This is a genomic window from Roseovarius sp., assembly GCF_040219995.1.
Lineage (GTDB): Bacteria > Pseudomonadota > Alphaproteobacteria > Rhodobacterales > Rhodobacteraceae > Roseovarius.
In genome coordinates this window covers 227,317-253,360 of record NZ_JAVJUC010000041.1, presented here as the reverse complement: position 1 = coordinate 253,360, position 26,044 = coordinate 227,317, and the positions used below count along the sequence as shown (strand labels likewise).

Below are 26,044 nucleotides of genomic sequence, written 5' to 3'. Positions count from 1 at the left end.
AAAGCCCGACGCAACGTCATGCGCCGGGCTCTGGCTGTCTCTGTCGATGGGCGTCTTAGCCCGGGCTCATCCCGCGCAGACGCTCGGACCGGCGGCGCAGCATTTCAAGCGTCGCCAGAAGGACGATGGAAATCGCCACAAGGATCGTCGCCACCGCCAGAATGGTTGGGCTAATCTGTTCGCGCAGGCCGGTGAACATCCGCCACGGCAGGGTCTGCTGATTGGCCGAGCCGACGAAGAGAACCACCACAACCTCGTCAAACGATGTGATGAAGGCGAAGAGACCACCCGAGATCACGCCGGGCAGGATGAGCGGCATCTGCACCCGGAAGAAGGTGGTCACCGGGTCTGCGCCCATGTTGGCCGCCGCGCGCGTCAGCGAGCGGTCAAAGCCCACGAGCGTGGCCGTCACGGTGATGATCACGAAGGGAATGCCAAGTGCCGCGTGCGCCAGCACCACACCGAAATAGGTGCCCTGAAGGCCGATCCGGCTGTAGAAGAAATACATTCCCGCCGCCGAGATGATCAGCGGCACGATCATCGGCGAAATCAGGATCGCCATGATCGCCCGGCGGAACGGCACGTGCTCGGAACTCAGGCCGATGGCGGCCAGCGTGCCGAAGCTGACCGACAGCAGCGTCGCCACCGGTGCGATGGCCAGCGAGTTGCGCAGCGCCTGCTGCCAGCCGCTCGAGGTGAAGAAATCCTCGTAATGCTTGAGGCTGTAGCCTGCGGGGTCGAAGCGCAGCATTTCCGGCGTGAAGGTGAAGAAGTTCTGCGCGTTGAAGCTGAGCGGCATGACCACGAGAATGGGGGTGATCAGGAAGATGAAAATCGCCCCGCAAAGCACGCGGAAGGCATAGTGCCACAGCACCTGACCGCCGGTCAGGTAGGGGGCGAGATTGGCGCGATAGCGCCCCTCGCCGATCCAGTAGATGAACCACGAAAAGAACCAGCCGGAGAGAACCCCGAGCACAAAGCCCGGGACCCCTGCGAGCAGGACGCCGACGACGGTAAAGAGGGCGACGATGCCCCAGCGGACCGGCTTTTCCATGTCGAGCCCGAGGACCTGCAAGGCGACGAAGGCCAGCGCCATCAGCGCCACGGCACCGATCACGATGCCCATCAGGCTGGACCCGTGCGCGGTGCCCACGAAGAGCCCGGCAAAACCGCCCGCCGCCGCGATCACAACCATCGAAAAAGCAAAACGCTTGACACTTACATCTGTTGCACTTGAGTTCTCGGGCCGGGCGACATTTTTGGTGTGGTCGACGGTGAATACAACTACCGCCAAAACCAAAAGGGCAAATGCAACTTGTTCCCCGTAACCAGAAAGCAAGAGCAAAGGATCTAAATCTGCGCCGCCCCTTTGAGTGAACTGTGATAGAATTAGTTCACCAAGACGTTCTCGATTATACAAATCCGCTGCAATCTTTGCGAAAAATACGAGAACACTCAGGACAGCGATAGTAATGCTGGGTTTGTAACGATACATGGCTCAGCCCCCCAGCTTCACGTTGTCGATACCGACAATCTTGTCATAGGCCCAGTAGAGGACCAGAACCACGGCCAGCAGGATCGAGCCGAGTGCCGCCGCCAGACCCCAGTTCAGGGACGAGGAGATGTGATAGGCGATCCGGTTCGAGATGAACGTGCCGGTGGTGCCGCCGACGATCTCGGGCGTGATGTAATAGCCGATGGCGAGGATGAAGACGAGGATCGACCCCGCCCCGATGCCCGGCACCGATTGCGGGAAATAGACCCGCCAGAACGCCGTCCAGTTGGTGGCCCCAAGCGACTTGGCCGCGCGCAGGTAGCTGGGCGGAATGGTCTGCATCACCGAATACATCGGCAGGATCATGAAGGGCAGCAGGATATGCGTCATCGCCACGATGGTGCCGAACTGGTTGTTGATCATTACCAGACGACTTTCATCCGCGACAAGGCCCAGCCAGACCAGCGTGTCGTTGATCACCCCCTGCTGCTGAAGCATGATCTTCCATGCGCTGGTGCGCACCAGAAGAGAGGTCCAGAAGGGCAGCAGAACAAGGATCATCAACAGGTTCGCGGTGCGGGCGGGCAAGTTCGCGAGAATCCATGCAATCGGATATCCCAGCGCGATGCAGCTGAACGTGATGACCATCGACATGAACATCGTGCGCTTGAAGAGGATGCCGTAGATGCGCTCGTCCTCATCGCGCAGGGCGATGCCCTCGGTGGTCTTTTCCATGTCTACGGCATTGAGGAAATAGCCGGTCGTGTAGGGCGGCGAATAGGTGTGGATCACCTCCCAGTATCCAACGCGGTTCCAGTCCTTGTTGGACTCGATGAACGCCGATTTCATATCGACTTGCGGAAGGTCGGCCGAAGCGGCCTGGCGCAGCAGGTCCGCACCGGGGCCGTCATAGGTCGCCAATGCCGCAGCCGTTCCGGGATCTTCGAGATCCAGCGCAAGTGCGGCATAGACCGCCTCCCACGGCTCTTCCTCTGCGACGACATCTTCGTCCACGAAATGGGTGAAGGCGGCAAAGGCGGAATAGGCCCGCGCGGTGTTGGGCAGAATGTCGGAAATCGCGGCACCGGGGACAAAACCGGCATCGCCCTTGAAGGCGCTGGACTCGAGTTGCTCGAGCCGCCCGATCTGGTTTGACATCAGACGCGTGTTGCCCTCGGCCCCGTCGCCGCCCGACATCATGTCATACCAGACCTGCGCCTCTTCGAATTCGGGGCTGATCTCTTCGAGCGCGTCCTGAAACACCTCGCCCATGTCGTCCACGTCGCGCCCGGTGGTGCGAAAGAGCGACGACACGCCGCTTTCCTCATAGTTCAGGCGGCTGCCCAGCTTGGTGTGCTCCTTGGCCTCGGAGGCCAGGAACAGATCGAAGAACATGGCGCGGAAGACCTGCTCATCCGGCACCTCTTTGCCGTCCCAGTCGCGCAGTTCCTCGACCGTCATCGGCACGGTGTTGCCGACGATCTGGTTTTCGACGGAACGGAACAGCATGTCCGCGATGGGGGCAATGAAGGCCACCAGCACGAAGATCAGCAGCGGCGCGATCAACGCGAGCGCCCGTATCTTCTGCGCGCGCAAGGCGCGTCTCAGGCTGCGCTTTAGCGGTGTGCCGTCTGCGGCAAGCACCGGGCCGGTGTCGGTGGTATCGCTCATGTCATCCCCGTCGGACAAATTTGGTTATTGAACCCTGGGTCTTGTGCCCGGTGGTCAGGTGTGGAGGGGGCCGCGCAGCCCCCCCCGGATCGTATCGCCGCGCTTATTGCGCCAGCCACGCCTGGAACTTGGCGTCCAGATCGTCGCGGTTATCCGCCCACCACTCATAGTCGTAGATGTGGACGTTGGTCGCGTTCTTGGGATCGGTTGGCATGTGCGGAGCCATATCGATGCCCAACTCGGCGTGCTTACCCACCAGCGGTGCCGACGAATTGCGCGCCGGGCCGTAGGAGATGTAAGCGGCCTGATCGGCCAGACGCTGCGTGTCGGTCGCGAACTTCAGGAAGTCCATGACACGTGCCAGACGATCCTCGGGCAGACCGGCGGGAACGATCCAGCCGTCAAGGTCGAAGGACTGCATGTCCCACATCATGCCGATCGGCTGATCCTGCTCGGCGATGGCCGAGAACAGACGCCCGTTATAGGTCGAACCCATGAAGACTTCGCCATCTGCCAGAAGCTGCGGGGTTTCCGCACCAGCCGACCACCAGACAACCTGATCCTTGATCGTGTCCAGCTTGGCAAGCGCGCGGTCCACGCCCTCGTCGGTGCCCAGAACGTCATAGAGCTCGTCCTTGGCCACGCCGTCGCAGTAGAGCGCCCATTCCATGTTGTCGATCGGACGCTTTTGCAGTGCGCGCTTGCCCGGATAGGTTTCCAGGTCGAACACGTCGCAGACGCTGTCGGGCGCATCGACGCCTTCGGGCACCATGTCGGTGCGATAGCCGAAGGTGGTCGAATAGACGATCTGCGGCACGAAGCAATCGCTGACGATCAGGTCGCCGAAGTCGTCGCTGGCGTCGGTGCCATCGGGGGCCGCGGCCAGAACCTCGTCGTGATCGAGCTCCATTGCGAGGCCTTCGTCACACAGGCGCATCGCGTCGGAGGCCACCACGTCGACCAGGTCCCAGGTCACGTTGCCCGCCTCGTTCATCGCGCGCAGCTTGGCCACGGCCTCGGCCGAGCTTTCGTCCCAGGTGGCGCTGACGCCGGGATTGTCGGCGAGGTAGGGCTCGACATAGGCCTTCTGCTGGCTTTCCTGATAGGCACCGCCCCATGACACGAGCGTCATGCTGTCGGCCATGTCCTGAGCGGTTGCAGATGCGCCAGCCGCAACGGTCAGAGCCGTCGTTGCAAGCAGGGTTTTAGTGAGTTTCATGAACATACTCCCAGTTTTTTAGTCCCGTTTTTGGTGAATGGGCCCTGTGTCACGGGTGGAAACATCCGGGGCCTCTCTCAACCCGCGCCGACGCCGAACGTCGACACGAATATTCCTGATGGCTTATGTCGCGTCGAGCGCGCGGCAATCGTCGGGCAGCCAGCCGATCTCGATCTGCTCGCCCGGTTGCAGGCGGCGTTGGTCGGGGGCGTTGCGTGTCTTGATGATGAATTCATCGGTTCCGGCGACCCGGAGCCGGGTGCGGAAGATGTCGCCCATGTAGATGAACTCGACCACCTCGGCCTTGAGCGTATGGGCATCCGGGCTGAGGCGTTCGCGGTTGAATTCCACCCGCTCGGGGCGGATCGAAATCAGCGTGCGGTCGCCGGGTTTTTCCACGTTCACGGGCTTGGCGTCGATCAGCCCGCCATCGTCGAGTTGTACAAGCGCAAGACCGTTCTTGATCTCTTTCACCGTGCCTTCGAGGGTGTTGTTCTCACCGATGAACTGCGCGACGAAACTGTTTTGCGGGCTCTCATAGAGCTCGTCCGGCGGTGCGAGTTGCTGGATCTTGCCATCGTTGAACACCGCAACCCGGTCCGACATGGTCAGCGCCTCGGTCTGATCATGGGTGACATAGACGGTGGTGATGCCCAGCTCATGCGCAAGATGCGTGATCTCGAACTGCATCTTCTCGCGCAGCTGCTTGTCGAGCGCGCCGAGCGGCTCGTCCATCAGCACCAGTTCCGGCTCGAACACAAGCGCCCGCGCCAAGGCGACGCGCTGCTGCTGACCGCCCGAGAGCTGCGCCGGGCGCCGCCCGCCGAAATCGCCCATCTCGACCATTTCGAGCGCGCGCTTGACCTTGGCCTCGCGGTCCGACTTGCCGATCTTGCGCACCTCGAGCGGAAAGCTGAGGTTCTCGGCGATGGTCATGTGGGGGAACAGCGCGTAGTTCTGAAACACCATGCCGATGCCGCGCTTGTGTGGCGGGATGTTGTTGATGCTGACCCCGTCGAGCTTGATCTCGCCATGGGTGGCGGTCTCAAACCCCGCGAGCATCATCAGGCAGGTGGTCTTGCCGGAGCCCGACGGCCCGAGCATGGTCAGAAACTCGCCCTTGGGCATCGAGAGGTTGAGGTCTTTCACGACGAGCGTTTCGCCGTCGTAACTCTTCTGCACGCGTTCAAACGCAACGAACGCGTCGTTGTTTCCGGTATCAGCCAACGTAGGCTCCCTGTTGTTTATGCGTCGTGAATTTTTCCACGTTCGGCAAAGACTAAAACGCCAAATTTCCGGTGATGCAAGTGAACAGCGACCCTTTTTGCAAGATTCCCGGCATCACAGGTCAAATTGACTGCAAGATCATCAAATTCAGTCGAATGTCCTTCGATTTGCCGCAAGAACAAGGGCCGTCAGAGTGATCCCTGACGGCCCTGCGGCGCGAATTGTTTATTATCCGAGCACGGTATTGACGGCCTTGGCGGTTTTCTCCACCACCTCGTCGGCCTCAGCCTTGGTCAGGCAGAAGGGTGGGGCGAATCCCAGGATATCGCCCTGCGGCATCGCCCGTGCTATGACGTGATCGGCGGCGAGTGCGGCAGAAATCTGCGGCCCCACCTTATCGGCGGCGTCAAAGAACGTGCGGCTGTCGCGGTCCTTGACGAATTCCACGGCGCAGAGCATGCCCTCGCCGCGCACCTCGCCGACATTGGGGTGATGCGCGAGCGCCTCGGTCATGGTCGTGTTGAGATAGCCGCCGACTTCGCGATTATTGGCGATCAGGTCCAGATCATCCAGCAGCTTGAGGTTCGCAACCCCTGCCGCCGCGCCAATGGGATGCGCCGAATAGGTCCAGCCATGACCGATTGGGCCATTCTCGTCGGTGCCCTGCTCCAGCACCTTCCACATCTTGTCGCTGACGATGCTGCCCGAGAGCGGCGCATAGGCCGAGGTCAGACCCTTGGCGATGGTGATGAGGTCGGGCTTGAGCCCGTAATGCTCGGAGCCGAACATTGTGCCGAGACGGCCAAAGCCGGTGACGACCTCGTCGGCGATGAGCAGGATGTCGTGCTTTTCCAGGATCGGCTGGATCGCCTCCCAATACCCGGCAGGCGGCGGCACGATGCCCCCAGTGCCCAGAACCGGCTCGCCGATGAAGGCGGCGATGGTGTCGGCCCCCTCGCGCGCGATCAGCCCCTCAAGCTCTGCCGCGCAATGGGCGACGAACTGTTCCTCGGTCATGTTCACATCGTCGCGGCGATAGTAATATGGTGCCTCGGTATGGATCACCTGCGCCAGCGGCAGGTCGAATTTCTGGTGGAACAGGTGCAGCCCCGTCAGCGAGCCGGTCATCAAGCCAGAGCCGTGATAGCCGCGCCAGCGCGAGATGATCTTCTTCTTCTCGGGACGGCCCAGGATGTTGTTGTAATACCAGATCAGCTTGATGTTGGTCTCGTTGGCGTCCGACCCCGACAGGCCGAAATAGACCTTGGACATGTGATCGGGTGCGCGGTCGAGGATCATCTTCGAGAGCGTGATCGACGCCTCGGTGCCGTGGCCGACATAGGCGTGGTAATAGGCAAGTTCCTTGGCCTGATCGGCGATCGCATCGGCGATTGCCTCGCGCCCGTAGCCGACGTTGACACAGTAAAGCCCGGCGAAGGCGTCGAGCAGGCGGTTGCCTTCACGATCCTCGATATGGCTGCCACTGCCGCCGGTGATGATCCGGTTCGGGGCCTCGCCCCGCGCGAATTGCGCGAGATGCGTCGAGGGGTGGAAGAAGTTTTCGCGATCCCATTGATCGAGTTGGTCATTGCGCAGCATCGTTGTTCCTTTCGTTTATCGCGGGCGCCGGAATTTTCGAAAAATTCCGGGCCGAAATCTTTTCAAGATTTCGTCTGCTCACGCCCAATCGCGGCAGACATACTTGATCTCCATGAATTCTTCCATGCCGCGCCTTGCCCCCTCGCGGCCCAGGCCCGATTGCTTGACCCCGCCAAAGGGGATGGGCGCGCCGGTGACCTTGGTGCGGTTCACCGCCACCATGCCGAATTGCAGCGCCCGCGTCATCCGGTAGATGCGGCGCGGGTCGTGGCTGTGCAGATAGGCGATCAGGCCGAATTCGGTCGCATTGGCGCGGCGCACCACCTCGTCCTCGGTGTCAAACGGCGTGATCGCCGCCACCGGGCCGAAGGTCTCGTCACACATGATCGCCGCCGTATCGGGCACATCGGTCAGCACCGTGGGCTGATAGAACAGCGGGCCGAGATCGTCGCGCTGCCCGCCGCAGGCCAGTTTCGCGCCGTGTTTCAGGGCGTCGGCCACGTGCTCTTCCTGCTTCTGCACCGCCTTTTCGTTCATCAGCGGGCCGATATCGGGGTTGTCCATGCCGCGCCCGAGGGTCAGTTTCTGCGTCTCCTCGGTGAAGCGGCGGCAGAATTCGTCATAGATCGCGCGCTCCACGTAGATGCGGTTGGCGCCGAGGCAGTCCTGCCCGGAGGTGGCGAATTTCGCCTTGATCGATTCCTCGACCGAGGTTTCCAGATCGGCATTCTTGAACACGATCACCGGCGCGTGGCCGCCAAGTTCCATGACCAGTTTCTTCACTGTGCCCGCGCATTGGCGATAGAGCAGTTGCCCGATATTGGTCGAGCCGGTGAAGCTGAGCGCACGCACGCGGGTGTCGCTTGTCCAGGGCTCGACCACGGTCGCGGCGCGGCCCGTGACCACGTTGAACACGCCCGCCGGGATGCCTGCGCGCTCGGCCAGTTCGGCCAGCGCCAGCGCCGAATAAGGCGTCTCGCCAGAGGGATGTGCAACAACTGTGCAGCCTGCCGCCATCGCCGCCGCCGCCTTGCGCGTCAGCATCGCGGCGGGGAAATTCCACGGGGTTATGAGCGCGGCGACGCCCACCGGCTCGAGCCACAGTTCAACCTCTGCATCGGGCAGGTGGCTGGTCACGCCCTCGATATTGGAGCGTTTGGATTCCTCAGCGTAATATTCGACGAAACTTGCCGCATAGTCGATCTCGCCGCGTGCTTCCGACAGGGGCTTGCCCTGTTCCAGCACCATGATCCGCGCCAGATCTTCGCGATGCTCGATCATCAGGTCGAACCAGCGGCGCAGGATGGCGGAGCGGTCCTGCGGCAGGGTCATCGCCCAATCGTCGAACACATCTTGCGCGGCGTCCACCGCCAGCCGCGCCTGATCGGCACTGAGGCTGGCCACATCGCCAAGCGCCGCCCCGTCGCCGGGGTTGCGCACGGCGATGGTCTCACCGTCCTCGCCGGCCACCCATTTGCCGCCCAGATAGGCGAAGTTGCGCACGAGGCGCGTGTCGGTGATCCCGTTGCGGGTCCAGATTGCTGAGTCAGACATTTGGCCCTCCTTTGCGCAGAAAAATATACTGTGTGCGCAGAGAGTGGGGCTGAACTGAGTGCCGCTTGCAGAATCTTCTTCTGCTTAAGGAGCGGATTTCCGTATGATCATTCGAAAAACATGTCCAAAGGTGGCAGGCGCGGGGATTTGACCGGCTTGGTCACGATATAGGTGAAATAGCGCGCCAGTCCGATCCGGGCCTCGAGCATCTGGTCGATCAGCCGCTGATAGGCGTCGATGTCGCGGGTCACGATCTGCATCAGGTAGTCGAACCCGCCGCCCAGCGCCCAACAGGCCGTCACCTCGCCGTAATGCTGCACGCTGTCCTCAAAGGCGCGGAAAGACGCGGGCGTGTGGTCAGCCAGTTCGACAGCGACAAAGACCGTTACATGTGGCCCCAGCTTCTTGAGGCTGATGCGGGCGTTATAGCCCTCGATCAACCCGGCCTCTTCCAGCCGTTTGAGACGCTCCCAGCAGGGGCTGGCCGAAAGACCCACGCGGCTGGCCAGTTGCGCCTTGGTGATGCGCCCCTCATCGGCCAGCACCCGCAGGATATCAAGGTCGCGCGCGTCGAGCCTCATGTATGGATCACCGTGCCCACGTCGCGGCCCGCAAGCTTCGCCATGACATGGGTGGCGATGGCCGTGTCCTGCGCGCCGGTGCCGGTGAGGTCGCAGATCGTCACCTCAGCGGCGGCGCGCCGTCCGCGCGCGCGGCCCCGGATCACGTCACCCAGTTCCACAGGGCTATCTTCGGCCCAGAGCCCGGCTTCTAGCGCGGCGCGCAATTCGCCCAGGGATTGCGCCTGCGGGGCGCGGTCGGCGACGTAGAGATCCGCCTGCACCAGCGCCTGCGGGTCGATCTCGTTCTTGCCCGCCTGATCCGATCCCATCGCGGTGATGTGCAATCCGGGATGCAGCCACGCGGCCTTGATCACCGGTTCCCTGGCGGGGGTGGTGGTGATCACCAATTGGCTCTCGCGCACCAGATCGGCGGTGGTATCGACCACTTGAATATCGCACTTGAGATCGGACAGGTCACCGGCGCAAGAATGCGCCTTTTCGGCGTCCCGCCCCCAGATCAGCAGCCGTTCAAAGGGTCGCACCAGATAGGCCGCCCGCGCCTGAAGCCGGGCCTGAACGCCGGTGCCGATCACCCCCGCCGTCTGCACCGTCTCGGGGGCGAGGTATTGCGCCGCGACAGCCCCCGCCGCTGCGGTCCGCAGGTCGGTCAGGTAGCCATTGTCGAGAAACACCGCCTCGACCAGCCCGGTTTTGGCGGAAAACAGGATCATCAACCCGTTGAGGCTGGGCAGACCCAGCTTGGGATTGTCGAAAAAGCCGGGGCTGACCTTGATCGCGAAGCCGCTCATACCCGGGATATAGGCGGTCTTCACATCGACCTCGCCATGCGCCTCGGCCAGCTCCATCGACATCACCGGCGGCATCACCACGCCGCCATCCGAGAGCGCACCGAACGCCTGTTCGACCACCTTTACGGTATCGAGATCAAGCCCTACAGCGGCGCGCAATTCCGCCTCGGTCACGATCCGGATGTCATGTGCCATATGCTTTGCCCCCGATCACGGTGTCGCCCAGTGTCACGTCCCGCCCGGTGATGATCCGGGTGAACATCTCCATATCCAGATTGCGGCCGGTGATGATGGTGGCGGTCGGTCCCGTGACGCTCACCTTGCCCGACAGCACCGCCGCCAGCCCCACCACGCAGGCCCCCTCGGCCACGATCCGGTCTTCGTAATAGAGCACCTGCATGGCGTGGTAGATGTCTTGCTCCGTCACCAGCACCACCTCGTCCAGCAGATCGCGGCACATCGGAAAGCTCAGCCGGTTCCGCAGGCCGATGCCACCACCGAGGCTGTCGGCGAGGCTCGCCACCTCCTCGACCTCGACAGGGTGACCGGCGCGCAGGCTCTCGTGCATCGCGGCGCCCCGGTCCATGCTGATGCCCACGACGCGGAGCGACGGCTTGATCGCCTTGGCCGCCATCGCCACACCGGCGGCCAGCCCACCGCCCGATAGAGGCACCAGAAGCACCTCGATATCAGGCCGCGCCGCCATGATCTCGAGCCCGATGGTACCCTGGCCCGCGATCACAAGTGGATCATCGAAAGGCGAGATCTCGGTCAGCCCCTCTTCGCGCACCAGCCGCTCGGCCTCGGCCTGTGCGGCGTCCTGACTGCGCCCGATGATGCAGACGTCGGCCCCCAGCGCGCGGATGCCGTCGACCTTGGCCTGCGGCACCAGTTCCGACATGCAGATGACGGCGCGAATGCCCCTCTCGCGCGCCGCATAGGCCACGCCGCGCCCGTGATTTCCGGTGGAGCAGCAGGTGACGCCCGCGGCCTCCTGCACCCCCGCCACGGCATTCAATGCCCCGCGCAGCTTGAACGCGCCGATGGGTTGCATGTTCTCCAGCTTGAGCAGGAATTCGTGGCCTGCCACGTCGCTCATATAGGGCGAGGGCACCAACGGCGTGGCATCGGCCACCCCGGCGATCACCTTTGCGGCGGCATGAACATCGGCCAGAACCGGGCGCATCGCTGTCTCCTTTTCGCACACTCTGCGCAATCTGCGCGCGGTGCAGCCTATCGTCAACTCTGCGTCATTGCGCGGCCAGAAAACGACATCATGTGGCGTATTTCTTGGGGCGGGCCGCCAAGATATCCCCTAACCGGGCCAAATATCCAACCCACAGGCCCTGAAATGATCGAAAAAGACCTTCCCTTCTCCGACCAGGAATATCAACGCCGCCTCGAAAAAACCCGCGCCGCGATGGCCGCGCGCGATCTCGATGCGATCTTCGTCACGGACCCGTCGAACCAGCACTGGATCACGGGATATGACGGCTGGTCCTTTTATGTGCATCAGGGCGTGCTGGTGTTTCCCGATGCCGATCCGATCTGGTGGGGCCGCAATCAGGATGCCAATGGCGGCGTGCGCACCGTCTGGATGACCGATGACCGTGTGATCGGCTATCCAGATAACTATGTGCAATCCTTCGAGCGCCATCCGATGCAGGATCTGGCCGAACGTCTGACCGGCATGGGGCTGGCGGACAAGCGGATCGGCGTCGAGATGGACAACTACTATTTCTCCGCCAAGGCGATGCAGACCCTGCGTGAGGAACTGCCAGAGGCGACGTTTCTCGATGTGACGAGCCTTGTGAACTGGCAGCGCGGCGTGAAATCCGACGAGGAACTGGCCTTTATTCGCAAGGCGGCGCTCATCTCGGAAAAGATCACCGATGGCCTCTTCGAGCGGGTGGAGCCGGGGGTTCCCAAAAACGAAATCGTCGCCGAGATTTTCCGCGACGCGATCCGCGGCGTCGAAGGCGCGTGGGGCGATTACCCGGCCATCGTGCCGCTACTGCCCTCGGGCAGTGACGCCGCCGCCCCGCACCTGACATGGGACGGGCGTGAATTTGCCACCGGCGAGGCGACGTTCTTCGAGATTTCAGGCTGCTACCGCCGCTATCACGCGCCGCTCTGCCGGACGCTCTTCCTCGGTAAGCCACCGCAATTCCTGCTCGACGCGGAAAAGGCGCTGGTCGAGGGGCTGGAGGCCGGGCTTGAGGCGGCAACGGCGGGCAATCGTGCCTGTGACGTCGCCAACGCGCTCGCCGCACCGCTGGAACGCGCCGGGATCGAACGCGGTGCACGCTGTGGCTATCCCATCGGGCTCAGCTATCCGCCCGACTGGGGCGAGCGCACGATCAGCCTGCGCTCGGAGGACGAAACCGTGCTGGAACCGGGCATGACGTTTCACTTCATGCCGGGGTTGTGGATGTCGGACTGGGGGCTTGAGATCACCGAGTCGATCCTGATCAAGGAGAGCGGACCGGCGGAAACCTTCTGCAACCGCCCGCGCAAGATGTTCGTCAAGGACTGAGCCGAAACCCGGGCCCTTAAACAACAACGCCGCTGCGATCCGCAGCGGCGTTGCTTTTTTCACAGGATGAGCGGCGTTATTCTGTCGCGTCTTCCTTGGTGATCTCTTCGCCGGTTTCCTGATCGACCATCTTCATCGACAGGCGGACCTTGCCGCGATCATCAAAGCCCAAAAGCTTGACCTTCACGTCCTGACCTTCCTTGAGCACGTCGCTCGGGTGGTTCAGGCGGCGGTTCTCGATCTGGCTGACATGCACCAGCCCGTCACGCTTGCCGAAGAAGTTCACGAAGGCCCCGAAGTCGACGATCTTGACGACCTTGCCGTCATAGATCTGACCCTCTTCCGGCTCGGCCACGATCGACCAGATCATGTCATAGGCTTTCTTGATCGACTCGCCGTTGGGCGACGCGATCTTGATGACGCCCTCGTCGTTGATATCGACCTTGGCGCCCGACACTTCGACGATCTCGCGGATCACCTTGCCGCCCGACCCGATGACTTCACGGATCTTGTCGGTGGGGATCTGCATGGTCTCGATGCGCGGCGCGTGGATGCTGAAATCAGCGGCCCCCGAGAGCGCCTTGTCCATCTCGCCGAGGATATGCATGCGCCCGGCTTTCGCCTGTTCCAGCGCCTGCTTCATGATCTCGGGCGTGATGCCCGCGACCTTGATATCCATCTGCAGCGACGTGATGCCCTCGGCGGTGCCGGCCACCTTGAAATCCATGTCGCCAAGGTGATCTTCGTCACCGAGGATGTCCGACAGGATCGCAAACTCGCCGTCCTCTTCGAGCACGAGGCCCATGGCCACACCGGCAACGGATGTCTTGAGCGGCACGCCCGCATCCATCATCGACAGCGACCCGCCACAGACCGAGGCCATGGAGGAGGAACCGTTCGATTCCGTGATCTCCGAGACCAGACGGATGGTGTAGGGGAAATCGGTCGCGGGCGGCAGAACCGCCTGAAGCGCGCGCCACGCGAGCTTGCCATGGCCGATTTCACGACGGCCCGGAGGGCCCACGCGCCCGGCTTCGCCCACCGAATAGGGGGGGAAGTTGTAATGCAGCAGGAAGTTCGATTTGAAATTCCCGTGCAGCGCGTCGATGAACTGCTCGTCGTCGCCGGTGCCGAGCGTGGTGACCACGAGGCCCTGCGTCTCACCACGGGTGAAGAGCGCCGAGCCGTGGGTGCGCGGTAGCAGGCCGGTTTCACAGACGATCGGGCGGATTTCATCCAGACGACGGCCGTCGATGCGGTTGCCGTTCTTGACGACATCGCCGCGCAGCACGACCGACTCGAGCTTTTTCAGGGCAGACCCGAGGTTGCCGTCCTCAAGCTGCTCTTCGGTCAGCTGTGCCTTGATCGCGTCTTTGGCTGCGGAAATCGCATGGGTGCGTTCCTGCTTGTCGCGGATGGCAAAGGCAGCGCGCATCTGCTCTTCACCGGCCGCTTTGACGGCGGCGTAGAGGTCGGAGTAATCCGGCGGCGAGAAGTCGAACGGCTCCTTGGCGCAATCCTCGGCGAGCGACACGATCAGGTCACAGACCGGTTGGATCTGCTCATGCGCGAAGGTCACCGCGCCAAGCATCTCTTCCTCGGTCAGCTCATAGGCCTCGGACTCGACCATCATCACGGCGTCCTTGGTGCCTGCGACAACCAGATCGAGACGCTGCTCGGGGTTGTTGCGCAGGTTGTGCATGTCGTCGATCTCGGGGTTGAGGATGTATTCCCCATCCGAGAAGCCGACGCGGCAGCCTGCGATCGGGCCCCGGAACGGCGCGCCGGAAATGGTCAGCGCGGCGGAGGTCGCGATCATCGCCACGATATCGGGGTCATTGACCAGATCGTGGCTGAGAACGGTACACATCACCAGCGTTTCGTTCTTGAAACCCGGAACGAACAGCGGGCGGATCGGACGGTCGATCAGACGTGCGGTCAGCGTCTCTTTTTCGGTCGGGCGAGCCTCACGCTTGAAGAAACCGCCGGGCACCTTGCCCGCCGCGTAGTATTTTTCCTGATAATGAACGGTCAGCGGGAAGAAATCCATTCCCGGCTTCTGTTCCTTGGCAAAGGTCACGTTCGCCATGACCGAGGTCTCACCAAGGGTGGCGATCACCGACCCGTCGGCCTGACGGGCGATTTTGCCGGTTTCCAGTGTGAGGGTCTCTTCCCCCCACTGCATCGATTTTTTCGTCTCTTTAAACATCACGTTTCCTGGTTCTGGCCGGTCCGGGCGTATCCCGTCGGGCCCATTTGCATCCGGGGCCGCATTGCCCCGCGGCTTTGCTTGCTTCATCCTGTTCCCGGCAAAGCCAGACCGGGGAACAATCGGATCATACGAAAACCGCGCCCGTTTGGGGCGCGGTCTTTTGTCTTAGCGGCGAATGCCGAGGCGCTTGATGAGGTCCGTGTAACGGGCCTCTTCCTTGCCCTTGAGATAGTCGAGAAGCTTACGACGCTGCGCGACCATCATCAAAAGGCCACGGCGACCGTGGTTGTCCTTCTTGTGGGTCTTGAAGTGTTCGGTCAGCGTCGTGATCCGCGAGGTCAGGATGGCCACCTGTACTTCGGGCGAACCGGTGTCGCCCTCCTTGGTGCCGAATTCCTTGATCAGGCGGTGCTTTTCTTCAACAGTGATCGACATCGGGATCTCCTTGTCATTCAGGGTTTCGGGCGCAAGCCGGGATGTCGTCCAGCAAGGTCCATGAGATATGCCTTTGGGCCGGGCCCGAAGGATACGCGCGTATAGGAGAATTCGTTGGAAATTGAAAGCGGGAATCTCTGACCCGGATCAGAGACCCGTGAGCGCCGCCAGCTCACTGTGCGGCAACAGCGTGACATGATCAAGCGTCAGCCCCTGCGCATTCGCAATCACTGCCACGGCACTGCCATCGAGCACAAGATGCTGCGTGCCGGCCGTCGCGGGATCAGGTTCCAATGTGATGTCAGGCACGACACCACCTGCATCATCGTAGACCACCAGCAAGATATCCTGGGCGGTCGAGAAATCGAGGATTTCGGCCTGATGGTCAGCATTCAGCCACTCCCCGAGAAGCACGCTGTCCATACCCGACCCGGTGCTGACGATATCGCCCTGCCCCGCGAGGATCACGTCATCTCCGGGCCCGCCATTGAGATAGTCCTGCCCGTCGATGTCATCGCGCGCGGTGGTGTCTGGGTCATCCACCGCGCCGCCGAGTGTGTCGTTGCCGATGCCGCCGAACAGCGTGTCCTGTCCCAGATCCCCGGTCAGATGGTCATTGCCGATATCGCCATGCAGCGCATCCGCGCCAGCGCCACCCAAGAGCGTGTCATCGCCTGCACTGCCGACGAGGCTGTCATCGCCCGCACCGCCCGAAAGCTGGTCATCGTCATTATGCCCGTAAAGGATGTCGTCGCCATGGCCGCCAAGCAGGCTGTCATTGCCGTCGCCACCATGCAGCGTATCATCGCCACCCTCGCCGGAAATCACGTCCTGCCCTTCGGCCCCGTGCAGCACATCGGCACCGGCCCCGCCGGTGATCGTGTCATCGCCCTGATATCCGTTGATCTGATCCCGCCCGTCCGTGCCGACGATCTCATCGGCCCCGTTCTGCCCGGCGAGCACCTGCCAGACCGGAGTCTCCGGCGCATCCTCCACCTGGTCCAGCAGGTCAGGGGCATTCTCCGGCGGCAGGTCATCGAGCGGGCTGTCATCCTGCGACACCCCGTCGGCCACACCATCCATGCCGACAAAGGCCGAAGCCCCGACCGCAACCATTCCCAAAAGACCGGCAAAAAACAGCATACTCGATACTCGCCAAAGACCCCGAACAGGAGACTATAGCGCGCAGATTATGGCAAGCGGATTGGCATGCGATGGTTAATGCGTGGCAGGGCGCACCTCATATCCCGGCTCTTCGGGTTCGTCATCGGTCATCTGCGCCGGAAAGCCCGGCGCGCGGATATCGAGGCCCGTGGCATCCTCAAGCCGTCGGATGATGTTGGGCGACAATTCCCGCTCGCCGTAGCGCGCGATGCCGTCATCAAAGATCGAGATCAGCAGCGGCGAGAGTTCCAGCGGCACGCCCGCCTCGTCGGCGATCTTCTGAAAGAGGCCAATATCCTTTTTCACCAGATCCATCGTAAAGGAAATGTCGCGGCTGCCATTGAGGATCACCTGGCTTTCGGTTTCATGCACGAAGGAGGTGCCGGAACTGATCTTGATCGCCTCATAGGCGGTCGCCAGATCCATGCCCGCCGCCTTGGCGGTGACCAGCGCCTCGCAGCAACTCAGCAGATTGGCGGTGGCGAGGTAATTGGTGATCACCTTGAGCACCGAGGCGCTGCCGGTCTCTCCGGTATGCAGCACCCGCCGTCCCATCGTCGTCAAGAGCGGCAGAACCTGCTCGAAAGTCTCGCGCGCGCAGCCCGCGAAAATGGCAATATTGCCGGTATCGGCCCGGTGACAGCCGCCCGAGACCGGGCAATCCACCGCCGCCCCACCGCGCGCCTCGACCATCCCGGCCAGCCGACGGATTTCACCTGCATCGGTGGTGGACATCTCCAGCCAGATCTTGCCCGGACCGATCTCGGGCAGCATCTGCATCATCACCGCGTCCGAGGCAGCGGGTGACGGCAGGCAGGTGATCACCACCTCGCTGTCGTGCATCAGCTGCGCGGGGCTGTCGCCCGGTTTGGCGCCGCGCGCGACAAAGCCCTCCACCAGATCGCCGTTGAGATCATAGACCGTCAGGTCGTGGCCGTTGCGCAGCAGGCTGCCGGACAGTTTGCCACCGACATTGCCCAGACCGATAAAGCCTATTTTCATAGAGTATGTCCCCGTTGCTTGCACCGTTCTCAAGACGGCTCCGCACAGCCTTTTGCGATTCGCGAGACAAATGCAAAAGGGAAACGCGCGCGGGCTGTAAAAAGCGCGTCAGACGCGGCGCAGCGTGTCACCAAGGCTGATCGTCGGCTCCAGCGCGATGCGCACCGGTTCGGCGGTCTCGGGGTGCTCCGCGCGCGCGGCGATGATCTCGGCGGCGCGGCGTCCGATCTCCAGACGGCAGGCATCCATGGTGGCCAACTCACGCGGCAACCCCTGCAACAACTCCACCCCGTTAAAGCCAGCCAGCCCCACCTCGCCGGGAATATCCACGCCCTGCTCCAGCAGGTAGAGCAGCCCGCCTGCGCCTATCATGTCATTGGAATAATAGAGGAAATCCAGATCCGGCGTGCGCCGCAGCATCTCGGCGGTCATCTCGCGCCCCTTGAGCAGCGCCGAGCCCCCGGAATAGAACTCGTGATCGGCCATCTCGACCCCGGCCTTGGCCAGCGCCTCGGTGAACCCCTCAAAGCGTTTGCGCGCGCGGTGGTCGAGCGGCATCTTCGTGCCCATGAAGCCGATCCGGCGATAGCCCGCGCGAATGATCGCCTGCGCCATCTGCTGACCGGCCCGGCGATGCGAGATGCCCACCACGGAATCGATCGGCGTGCCATCCACATCCATGATCTCGACCACAGGAATGCCGCTCGCCCTCAGCATCGCCCGGCTGGCATCCGAATGCTCCAGCCCGGCGATAATCACGCCCGAGGGCCGCCACGAGAGCATCTCGTAGAGCACCTTTTCCTCTTTCTCGGGGCGATAGCCGGTCAGCCCCACAACCGGTTGCAGGCTGGTCTCCTCCAGCACCTGGCTGATCCCGGTCATCACCTCGGGAAACACCATGTTCGACATCGACGGGATGATCACCGCCACGAGGTTCACACGCTGACTGGCCAGCGCGCCCGCAATCTTGTTGGGCACATAGCCCAGCCGCTTGGCCGCCTCGAGCACCCGCTGCCGGGTGCCGTCCGACACATCGCCCTTGTTGCGCAGCACGCGGCTGACGGTCATCTCGGATACCCCCGCCGCCTCGGACACGTCACGCAGGGTCAGGGGGCGTCTGTCTTGATTTGTCACGGGCGTTGTCCAGAATAGGGGCGTGATCAACTGTTACCGCGAACAGGCGGGCCGGATCAAGCGGCCTGCGCAGCACACCGGTATCGTGATTTTCGCGACCAGGCAAATCAACCGATGACAAATCCCGCTTTGCCGGGTAATCAAGCCCCGCGCGGCCCCGTGGCTCAACTGGATAGAGCAGCCCCCTCCTAAGGGGCAGGTTGCAGGTTCGAATCCTGCCGGGGTCGCCAGTATCGCATGACATGATCTGATCATGAAAAGCCTCTGGAGTGTCAGCGGCAATCGGGCATTATGGGTCTGGCAGGGGAGGGACGGCCGTTTTGCACAGGAAAGGCGGGAACGTATACGCACCGTCAGAGCGGGGACCGGGTATTCTGGTGCGGCTTTTCGGATCGGTGCGCATCCGCCTTCTGGTGATCGCACTCTTGCCGATGCTGGTGCTGCTGCCGCTCTTGCTCGGTGGTACCACGCTGCGCTGGACGAGCCGGATCGACGACCTGCTGATCACCAAGGTCAACGGCGACCTGACGATTGCCGACCAGTATCTGAAACGGCTGCTGGAGAATTCGGGCGAGCGGCTGGATGCCATCGCCAACTCCGTGACGCTGCGCGAGGTGATGGAGACACCGGAAGCGCGCGCGGCGCTGCTTGAGGCGGAGCGCGAAAGGCTGGGGCTGGATTTTCTCTACCTGACCGATGGCGAGACACCGCAGGCCGGGTTCACCCCGGCGGATTGGCCGGTGGTGCGCAGCGCCGTGCAGGGTCAGTGGCGCAGCGCGGTGGATATTCTCTCTCGGGATCAGATGAACGCACTCGCGCCCGGCATGGCCGAGCGTGCGGCAATCCGGCTGGTCGAGACGCGCGCCGCCGTGCCCACTGACCGCGCGGTCGAGGATCGCGGCATGATCATCCATTCCGCCGCCCCGATCCCCCTGCCCGACGGGAGGCCCGGCGCATTGGTGGGCGGCATGCTGCTCAACCGCAATCTCGATTTCATCGACACGATCAATGCGCTGGTCTACCGCGACCAGAGCCTACCCGAGGGCAGTCAGGGCACCGCGACGCTGTTCCTCGACGACGTGCGCGTTTCGACCAATGTGCGCCTTTTCGAGAACGTGCGCGCCCTCGGCACCCGGGTCTCCGCGGAGGTACGGGAGCGGGTGCTGACCGAGGGGCAGACCTGGCTCGACCGGGCGTTTGTGGTCAATGACTGGTACATCTCGGCCTATGAGCCCATCGTGGACAGCCGTGGCGCGCGGGTCGGCATGCTCTATGTCGGCTTTCTCGAGACGCCCTTTCAAGCCGCCAAGACCAACACGATCATTATCCTCGCTGCGCTGTTCCTGTTGATCGCCATCCTTTCGGTGCCGATATTTCTGCGATGGGCGGGCCATATCTTCCTGCCGCTGGAGCGCATGACGCAGACCATCGCCCGGGTCGAGGCAGGCGACATGGACGCGCGCAACCGCCCAGAGGCCGATACCGGCGAGATCGCGCAGGTCGCCGCCCATCTCGACGAATTGCTCGACCAGATACAGGAGCGTGACCGCCAGCTGCGCGAATGGGGCGAGAGCCTTGAGCACAAGGTCGAGGACCGCACCCGCGACCTGCGAGAGGCCAACCGCAAGCTGGAAAAGACCACAGAACGCCTGATCATGTCCGAGAAACTGGCTGCCGTGGGCGAGATCACCGCCAGCGTGGCGCATGAGATCAACAACCCCATCGCCGTCATTCAGGGCAATCTCGAGGTGGCCCGCAACACGCTCCGACACAAGGCCGACGCCGTGAAGACCGAATTCGACCTGATCGACGATCAGGTCTACCGGATAAGCGCCATCGTCTCGAAACTGCTGCAATTCGCCAAGCCAGAGGAATATTCCGGAGCCAGCAGCACGATCCGGCCCGCCGAGGTGGCGCGCGATTGCCTCGTACTGACGCGGCACCAGATCGAGGCGGCGGGCGTCGAGGTCAGGCTGCATCTGGAGAGCGACCGCACGGTGCTGATGGCGCGCACCGAGTTGCAGCAGGTGATCGTCAACCTGATCCTCAACGCGGTGCATGCGATGGCCCGGGGCGGCACGCTGACGATCCGGGTGTTTGACGAGGGGCACGGCCTCGCGATCCATGTCGAGGATACCGGCTACGGCATCACGCCCGAGGTGCGCAAGCGTATTTTCGATCCGTTCTACACCACCAAGCAGGCCGAGGGCACCGGCCTCGGCCTGTCGATCAGCCAAACCCTGATCACCCGCGCGGGCGGACAGCTGAGCGTCACCTCCACCCCCGGCGAGGGCAGTTGCTTTCGCATCTACCTGCCGCGAACAGATCCGGTGTGACAGATAACAAGATGAGGTGCGGGCCGTGCCGGCCACCACGACGCGCCGATCGGTGCGCTGCGGTCATAGGCTTCGGACCACCGGCCTGGCACCCTTTTCCTAGCGCCGGGCGCGCCGTGTTTATATGCCCGCGACGAAATAGTTTCTTGCGGTTTGGCAAGCGGCGCTCCATGAACATGTCTAAGTCTACCGAAAGGCCGGTGATTGGGCGATGTGGCATCGGATAGTCACGCTCACGGACCACGGTCTTTATCAACGCGGCCTGCTTGCGATCTGCCTGCAAAGCGGTATCGACGTAACAACCGACCCGAACTTTGAGTATATTGTCAGGCAACCCGCACTGAGCGGGAATACCAAGGCGCGCCACATCATCCTGATGGCTATAGCCTTCCAACGACGATTGGAGACCACTGAATGAGCGGCTATGCGATCATGGCCCCGGCCGCGGCAGGCGGGCCTCCGGGGTGGGTTCTCTGGGCAGTTGGCGGGACGATCATTACAGTCGGCACCGTTATGTTGGGTAATGAAGTGTACCAGGCGACACGATCTGACGCCGAGGCGGTACCGCGTGCGCCGGCCGTGCCGCGAACGGATACCTGTGTCTCAGGTAATTGCCCGCGCTCCTATTCGGTACGCGTGCACGCCCAAGGGCGCGACTGCGGAGGAACCACGGGCAGCACAATCGGTGCCCCACCTCTGGTGAACAACGGTGCCCCGATTGCTGCGGCTACCGCCATCGGCTTGTCACAAGCGACATGGGCAATGCTGAGCCGACGCCAGCGCAATGTGCGCATCCAGGCCAAAACGCGTCTTGAACGCTGGGTCGCGGCGCGCCCTCCTTCAGGCTATCTCGGCGAGAAGACATTTCCTGCCTCAGACCCCAGCGGTGGCAAGCGCTACGCCATCGACAGCTATGGCCCGTCGCCCAACTTTATCTCATAGGTTCACATGACACCGCCCAGCTACACGCTTGATGATATCCGTCAGCACCCGGCTTTTCCGTTCCCGGGCTGGCAAACGGATGATTTCCAGTGTCTGATGCTCGAACTCTATTGGGCGGAACGAGTCCGCGCTGTGTTGGGGCCGGACATGGCAGGCTTTGCGCCGCTCTACGATACCGAGCGCGACGGCAATCCGATTCTGAGCGTGACGCATTCCGGCCTTCTGCGTGGGCTTCGGCTGGTGGTGCACGAGAATGACGAGGGAAAACCCGTCTATCCGGATGCGACAGGATCCGGGGCGTTTTATCCGCTGTATGCATTTCTCAACACGGGGCGCTTGCCAGATGGAGAAACACCCGTGAACGAATTGGTTCTTCTGGTGTCCCTCGATGAACGGATGTCAGAGCATGTTGACGTGTTCATCCGATGGCATTGCCTTGAGACGCTGCCCACCGATGAAATGGAGGAGCTCTTGCTGAAATATGAAACCGAATTTGGGCAAATCGATCCGGACGCGGACCTCTCAGACATGTGAAACCTCGCACGCATTTGCAGAAGATGCCGGGCTGTGTCGCACATTCTTCGCGCCGCAAGGTCAGATGGTGCCTTGCCAGTCTGGAGCGGCCGATCTCGACCGATCCGACGAAGGCCCGCGCGCCGTTGCCGTGCTGTTCGAGCAATCGCGTGAAATTGGTCTCTGGGTCAAACGGGACGCCCGGCGTCATGGCATCGGAACGTCCCTGTTCCTGAGCGCAGTCAAGGCGCAGTCTTGCGCAACATTATTTGCGGTCATCGCACATTCAAACCCGCATGGCATTGCGATGGCTCTTATTCTGATGACGGACGGACTATAGAGTGTCGACCGGTTTGAGCCATGCGCCGAGCAGCGGTCAAGATCGAACCGCACCCCCCAACGTGGCCTGACTCAGTCGAAATCACCTCATACCTCAACACACCCTGAGCACTCTGTCGCAGGGGGGGTCAAATCATCGGTTTCAAATCTATGTTATGACGTGAACCCATACCGGAGGTCACGTCATGGACACGCTGCTGCTGTCGCGTATTCAATTCGGGGCGAATATCTCGTTCCATATCCTGTTTCCGACCATCACCATTGCGCTCGGCTGGATGCTGCTGGCGTTCAAGCTGGCATGGCAGCAGACCGGCAACGAGAAATGGATGGAGGCCTATCGCTTCTGGGTGAAGGTCTTTGCGCTCAGTTTCGGCATGGGCGTGGTGTCGGGCATCACCATGTCGTTTCAGTTCGGCACCAACTGGCCCGGCTTCATGGAAGCCGTGGGCAATATCGCGGGGCCGCTTTTGGCCTACGAGGTGCTGACGGCGTTCTTCCTGGAGGCGGTGTTTCTCGGGATCATGCTCTTCGGGGCGTCGCGGGTGCCCGTCTGGATGCACACGCTGGCGACATTCCTCGTGGCCTTCGGCACCACCATGTCGGCCTTCTGGATCCTCGTCCTCAACAGTTGGATGCACACGCCCGTGGGCTTTGAGATGCGCGACGGCGTGGCGCATGCGACTGACTGGATGGCGATCATCTTCAACCCGTCGATGCCCTACCGGCTGACCCATATGCTGTTAGCGAGCGGTTTGACCGTGGCCTTCCTGATCGCAGGCGTCTCGGCGCTGCGCTGGCTCTGGGGGGATCGTTCTGACGCGGTGCGCGCGACGCTGCGCACCGGCGTTTTCGTCGGCGCGGCCCTCATCCCGCTGCAAATCCTCGCGGGCGATTTTCACGGGCTCAACACGCTGGAACATCAGCCCGCCAAGGTGGCCGCGATGGAAGGCAACTGGGAAACGCGGGGCAACGTGCCGCTGCTGCTCTTTGCCGTGCCGGACGAGGCCGCGCGCGAAAACCGGTTCGAGATTGGCATTCCCAACGGGGCCTCGCTCATCCTCAAGCATCACGCGGAGGGTGTGGTACCGGGGCTCAACGAGTTCATCGGCGAGGATGGCACCGTCATGCACCCGCCCGTCGCCCCGGTCTTTTACAGCTTCCGGGTGATGGTCGGCACCGGCTTTGCCATGCTGGTCCTCAGCTGGGGTGCCGCGATCCTGATGACGCGCCGCCGCGCCGGGGTCGAGGGGCTGCCGCGCCCGGTGCTCTGGGCGATGGTGCCGATGGCGCTGTCGGGCTGGGTCGCCACGCTGGCGGGCTGGTACACGACCGAGATCGGGCGTCAGCCTTGGCTTGTGACCGGCGTGCTGAGCACTGATCAAGCGGTAGCCGCCGTGCCCGCACCGATGGTCGCGACCACGCTGATCGCCTATCTCACGGTCTATGCGGCGCTGTTGATCGCCTATATCAGCGCGATCCTCTATCTGGCCCGCAAGGCGGCGCGGGGGGACACGCCCGAGACCACCACCCCGCGCGGGCAGCCGATGGCCGCGCATGTTCCCGGAGAATGACATGACCTATTTCGGAGATCCCGCAATCTGGCTGCCGCTGGCTTTCGCGGCGCTTATGGGCCTGTCGATCCTGATCTACGTGGTGCTCGACGGGTTCGACCTTGGTGTTGGCGTGCTGTTCCCCTTCGCGGAACCCGCCGAAAAGGACCGCATGGTTGCCTCGATCGGGCCGTTCTGGGACGCCAACGAGACTTGGTTGGTGCTGGCCATTGGCATCCTGCTGGTGGCCTTTCCGGCCGCGCATGGCGCGATCCTGACGGCGCTTTACCTGCCGGTGGCGATCATGCTGATCGGTCTGATCCTGCGCGGTGTGGCGTTCGAGTTCCGGGCCAAGGCGCCGCCTGCGCGCAAGGGATTGTGGAACCTGTCGTTCTATGCGGGCAGCCTGATGACCGCGCTGTCGCAAGGCTACATGCTGGGCATGTATATCATGGGTCTGGAACAGCGCCCGGCGACATGGGCTTTTGCCGCGCTGACGGCGGTGTTCCTGACGGTCGGCTACAGCTTCATCGGGGCGGCGTGGCTGATCCTCAAGACCGAAGGCGCGTTGCAGCGCAAGGCGGTCGGCTGGGCCAAGGGCGGTATATGGGGGCTGATCCTCGGCCTTGGTGCAGTGTCACTGGCATCGCCGGTGGTCAGCCCGCGCATTTTTGACAAATGGTTCGCAATGCCCGAGGCGCTGTTTCTGGCCCCGCTGCCAATCATCTCGGCGGCGCTGGTGGCCCTATTGTGGATCGCGCTGCGGCGGATGCCCACAAGCGACGACAGTTTCGCGTGGTTTCCCTTCGCGGTCAGCATCGCGCTCTTCGCGCTGGCGTTCTGCGGCATGGCGTACAGCTTTTACCCCTATGTGGTGCCCGAGAAGCTGACCATTTACGAGGCGGCGAGCGCGCCCGAGAGCCTGTTCATCATCTTGATCGGCACGCTCTTCGTGCTGCCAATGATCCTGGGCTACACGGCGCTGTCGTACCGGGTGTTCCGGGGCAAGGCGACGGCGCTCAGCTACGAGTGATCAGAGCACCCGGATCACGTCCTTGTCGATGGCGAGCATGTAACCGCGCCGCGCGATGTTCTTCACCAGCAATTCGCTCACCAGCTGATTGCCGAGGGTGTCGCGCAGGCGCTTGATCCGGGTGGCGCCAGCCGCCTCTTCGCAATCCTCGGTCTTGCGGCCCGAGATCACCGCCTCGATTTCGGCCCCGGTCAGTACATCGTCATCAAGCCGCGCCTCGGCCAGAACGCTGAGCGTCTCCATCGCGGCATCGGTCAGCTTGAAGCCCATGTTGTTGAGATAAACGGTTTTTTCATCGCGGCTGATCAGGAGAGAACTGACCTGGATCCCCGACCGCTCGATCTGCGCCATGCGGCGGTTGAGCGTGATCAGCATCACAAGAAACACCAATGCGGCGACCAGCAGGGCGGTCGCAAAGACCAGCAGGACGAATATCACCATCCGGTAACTGACAAGTGTTTCCGAGAAGGCCGTGCCCGAGAGCGCGAGGATTTCCAGCAGCTTGATCTCGCCCTCACCGGTCAGCGCGTCGTTCTCGACGAAGATCCGCTCGACCCGTGCGTTGAAGGCGTTGGCGTCGGGCAGGCTGAGGAACAGGAAGATCGCCGCAAGCGTCAGGATTGCCACAATCGCGATCACGCCGATGATCACCACCCGATTGCCCGCGCGGCGCGCATCCGCCGCCGTGGCCTCTATTCCGCGCATCGGCGT

General features: G+C 62.6%; 23 protein-coding genes and 1 tRNA gene. 9 read left to right on the top strand and 15 right to left on the bottom strand.

The window, feature by feature from the left end; all coding sequences use genetic code 11:
• Window positions 1-55 precede the first annotated feature (55 nt).
• The 9 genes from RID11_RS17785 to eutB all read right to left on the bottom strand — a co-directional run bounded on the left by RID11_RS17785 (window position 56) and on the right by eutB (window position 11,323).
• Complete coding sequence (locus RID11_RS17785) at window positions 56-1,195, bottom strand: ABC transporter permease (RefSeq protein ID WP_350141522.1); 1,140 nt, start codon at window positions 1,193-1,195, stop codon at window positions 56-58.
• A gap of 303 nt (window positions 1,196-1,498) precedes the next feature.
• On the bottom strand, window positions 1,499-3,166 hold the full coding sequence (locus tag RID11_RS17780) for an ABC transporter permease (RefSeq protein ID WP_350141520.1): 1,668 nt from the start codon (window positions 3,164-3,166) through the stop codon (window positions 1,499-1,501).
• 103 nt (window positions 3,167-3,269) lie between these two features.
• The gene (locus RID11_RS17775; protein WP_350141519.1) at window positions 3,270-4,385 is read right to left on the bottom strand and encodes an extracellular solute-binding protein; all 1,116 of its coding nucleotides are present in this window, start codon (window positions 4,383-4,385) and stop codon (window positions 3,270-3,272) included.
• 123 nt (window positions 4,386-4,508) lie between these two features.
• A complete protein-coding gene (locus tag RID11_RS17770; protein ID WP_050662959.1) occupies window positions 4,509-5,612 on the bottom strand; it encodes an ABC transporter ATP-binding protein in 1,104 nt (367 codons plus the stop codon).
• A 228-nt stretch (window positions 5,613-5,840) separates the two neighbouring features.
• A complete protein-coding gene (locus RID11_RS17765) occupies window positions 5,841-7,211 on the bottom strand; it encodes an aspartate aminotransferase family protein (RefSeq protein WP_350141518.1) in 1,371 nt (456 codons plus the stop codon).
• Between the two features lie 78 nt (window positions 7,212-7,289).
• Window positions 7,290-8,765, bottom strand: coding sequence for an NAD-dependent succinate-semialdehyde dehydrogenase (locus tag RID11_RS17760; RefSeq protein WP_350141516.1), 1,476 nt, complete (start codon window positions 8,763-8,765; stop codon window positions 7,290-7,292).
• Between the two features lie 107 nt (window positions 8,766-8,872).
• Window positions 8,873-9,346 (bottom strand): Lrp/AsnC family transcriptional regulator, encoded by a 474-nt coding sequence (locus RID11_RS17755; protein ID WP_350141514.1) that lies wholly within the window; start codon window positions 9,344-9,346, stop codon window positions 8,873-8,875.
• On the bottom strand, window positions 9,343-10,332 hold the full coding sequence (locus RID11_RS17750; RefSeq protein WP_350141512.1) for a cyclodeaminase: 990 nt from the start codon (window positions 10,330-10,332) through the stop codon (window positions 9,343-9,345). Before RID11_RS17750 ends, RID11_RS17755 begins: the two co-directional genes overlap by 4 nt.
• Window positions 10,322-11,323, bottom strand: coding sequence for a hydroxyectoine utilization dehydratase EutB (gene eutB, locus RID11_RS17745; RefSeq protein WP_350141510.1), 1,002 nt, complete (start codon window positions 11,321-11,323; stop codon window positions 10,322-10,324). Before eutB ends, RID11_RS17750 begins: the two co-directional genes overlap by 11 nt.
• A 165-nt stretch (window positions 11,324-11,488) precedes the next feature.
• Between eutB and RID11_RS17740 the strand changes: the two genes are divergently transcribed.
• Complete coding sequence (locus RID11_RS17740) at window positions 11,489-12,673, top strand: M24 family metallopeptidase (protein ID WP_350141509.1); 1,185 nt, start codon at window positions 11,489-11,491, stop codon at window positions 12,671-12,673.
• Window positions 12,674-12,749: 76 nt separating this feature from the next.
• On the opposite strand, the gene pnp is transcribed toward RID11_RS17740, so the two are convergent.
• The 5 genes from pnp to RID11_RS17715 form a co-directional block, all read right to left on the bottom strand.
• Complete coding sequence (gene pnp / locus RID11_RS17735; RefSeq protein ID WP_350141508.1) at window positions 12,750-14,882, bottom strand: polyribonucleotide nucleotidyltransferase; 2,133 nt, start codon at window positions 14,880-14,882, stop codon at window positions 12,750-12,752.
• A 168-nt stretch (window positions 14,883-15,050) separates the two neighbouring features.
• A complete protein-coding gene (rpsO, locus tag RID11_RS17730) occupies window positions 15,051-15,320 on the bottom strand; it encodes a 30S ribosomal protein S15 (RefSeq protein ID WP_050662966.1) in 270 nt (89 codons plus the stop codon).
• A 147-nt stretch (window positions 15,321-15,467) separates the two neighbouring features.
• Complete coding sequence (locus tag RID11_RS17725) at window positions 15,468-16,436, bottom strand: calcium-binding protein (protein ID WP_350141506.1); 969 nt, start codon at window positions 16,434-16,436, stop codon at window positions 15,468-15,470.
• 102 nt (window positions 16,437-16,538) lie between these two features.
• The gene (locus tag RID11_RS17720; RefSeq protein WP_350141504.1) at window positions 16,539-17,486 is read right to left on the bottom strand and encodes an NAD(P)-dependent oxidoreductase; all 948 of its coding nucleotides are present in this window, start codon (window positions 17,484-17,486) and stop codon (window positions 16,539-16,541) included.
• Between the two features lie 108 nt (window positions 17,487-17,594).
• Window positions 17,595-18,620 carry a LacI family DNA-binding transcriptional regulator gene (locus RID11_RS17715; protein WP_350141502.1) on the bottom strand — a complete coding sequence of 342 codons (1,026 nt, stop codon included), beginning with the start codon at window positions 18,618-18,620 and terminating at the stop codon, window positions 17,595-17,597.
• A 153-nt stretch (window positions 18,621-18,773) separates the two neighbouring features.
• On the opposite strand from RID11_RS17715, the gene RID11_RS17710 reads away from it, so the two are divergent.
• The 8 genes from RID11_RS17710 (at window position 18,774) to RID11_RS17675 (ending at window position 25,333) form a co-directional block, all read left to right on the top strand.
• Window positions 18,774-18,850: transfer RNA gene (locus tag RID11_RS17710), tRNA-Arg, on the top strand.
• A gap of 201 nt (window positions 18,851-19,051) precedes the next feature.
• A complete protein-coding gene (locus RID11_RS17705) occupies window positions 19,052-20,956 on the top strand; it encodes a sensor histidine kinase (protein WP_350141603.1) in 1,905 nt (634 codons plus the stop codon).
• Between the two features lie 211 nt (window positions 20,957-21,167).
• Entirely contained in the window at window positions 21,168-21,374 is a 207-nt protein-coding gene (locus RID11_RS17700) for a hypothetical protein (RefSeq protein WP_350141500.1), read from the top strand.
• Entirely contained in the window at window positions 21,371-21,898 is a 528-nt protein-coding gene (locus RID11_RS17695; protein ID WP_350141498.1) for a hypothetical protein, read from the top strand. The genes RID11_RS17700 and RID11_RS17695 overlap by 4 nt, the downstream gene beginning before the upstream one ends.
• A 6-nt stretch (window positions 21,899-21,904) precedes the next feature.
• Entirely contained in the window at window positions 21,905-22,432 is a 528-nt protein-coding gene (locus RID11_RS17690) for a hypothetical protein (protein ID WP_350141496.1), read from the top strand.
• Window positions 22,380-22,751, top strand: coding sequence for a GNAT family N-acetyltransferase (locus tag RID11_RS17685; protein WP_350141494.1), 372 nt, complete (start codon window positions 22,380-22,382; stop codon window positions 22,749-22,751). The genes RID11_RS17690 and RID11_RS17685 overlap by 53 nt, the downstream gene beginning before the upstream one ends.
• A gap of 184 nt (window positions 22,752-22,935) precedes the next feature.
• Window positions 22,936-24,321, top strand: a complete 1,386-nt coding sequence (locus RID11_RS17680; protein WP_350141492.1) for a cytochrome ubiquinol oxidase subunit I — start codon at window positions 22,936-22,938, stop codon at window positions 24,319-24,321.
• 1 nt (window position 24,322) lies between these two features.
• Complete coding sequence (locus tag RID11_RS17675; protein WP_350141490.1) at window positions 24,323-25,333, top strand: cytochrome d ubiquinol oxidase subunit II; 1,011 nt, start codon at window positions 24,323-24,325, stop codon at window positions 25,331-25,333.
• Here RID11_RS17675 and RID11_RS17670 read toward each other — a convergent pair whose 3' ends face one another.
• The gene (locus tag RID11_RS17670; RefSeq protein WP_350141488.1) at window positions 25,334-26,038 is read right to left on the bottom strand and encodes a winged helix-turn-helix domain-containing protein; all 705 of its coding nucleotides are present in this window, start codon (window positions 26,036-26,038) and stop codon (window positions 25,334-25,336) included.
• Between the last annotated feature and the right edge of the window lie 6 nt (window positions 26,039-26,044).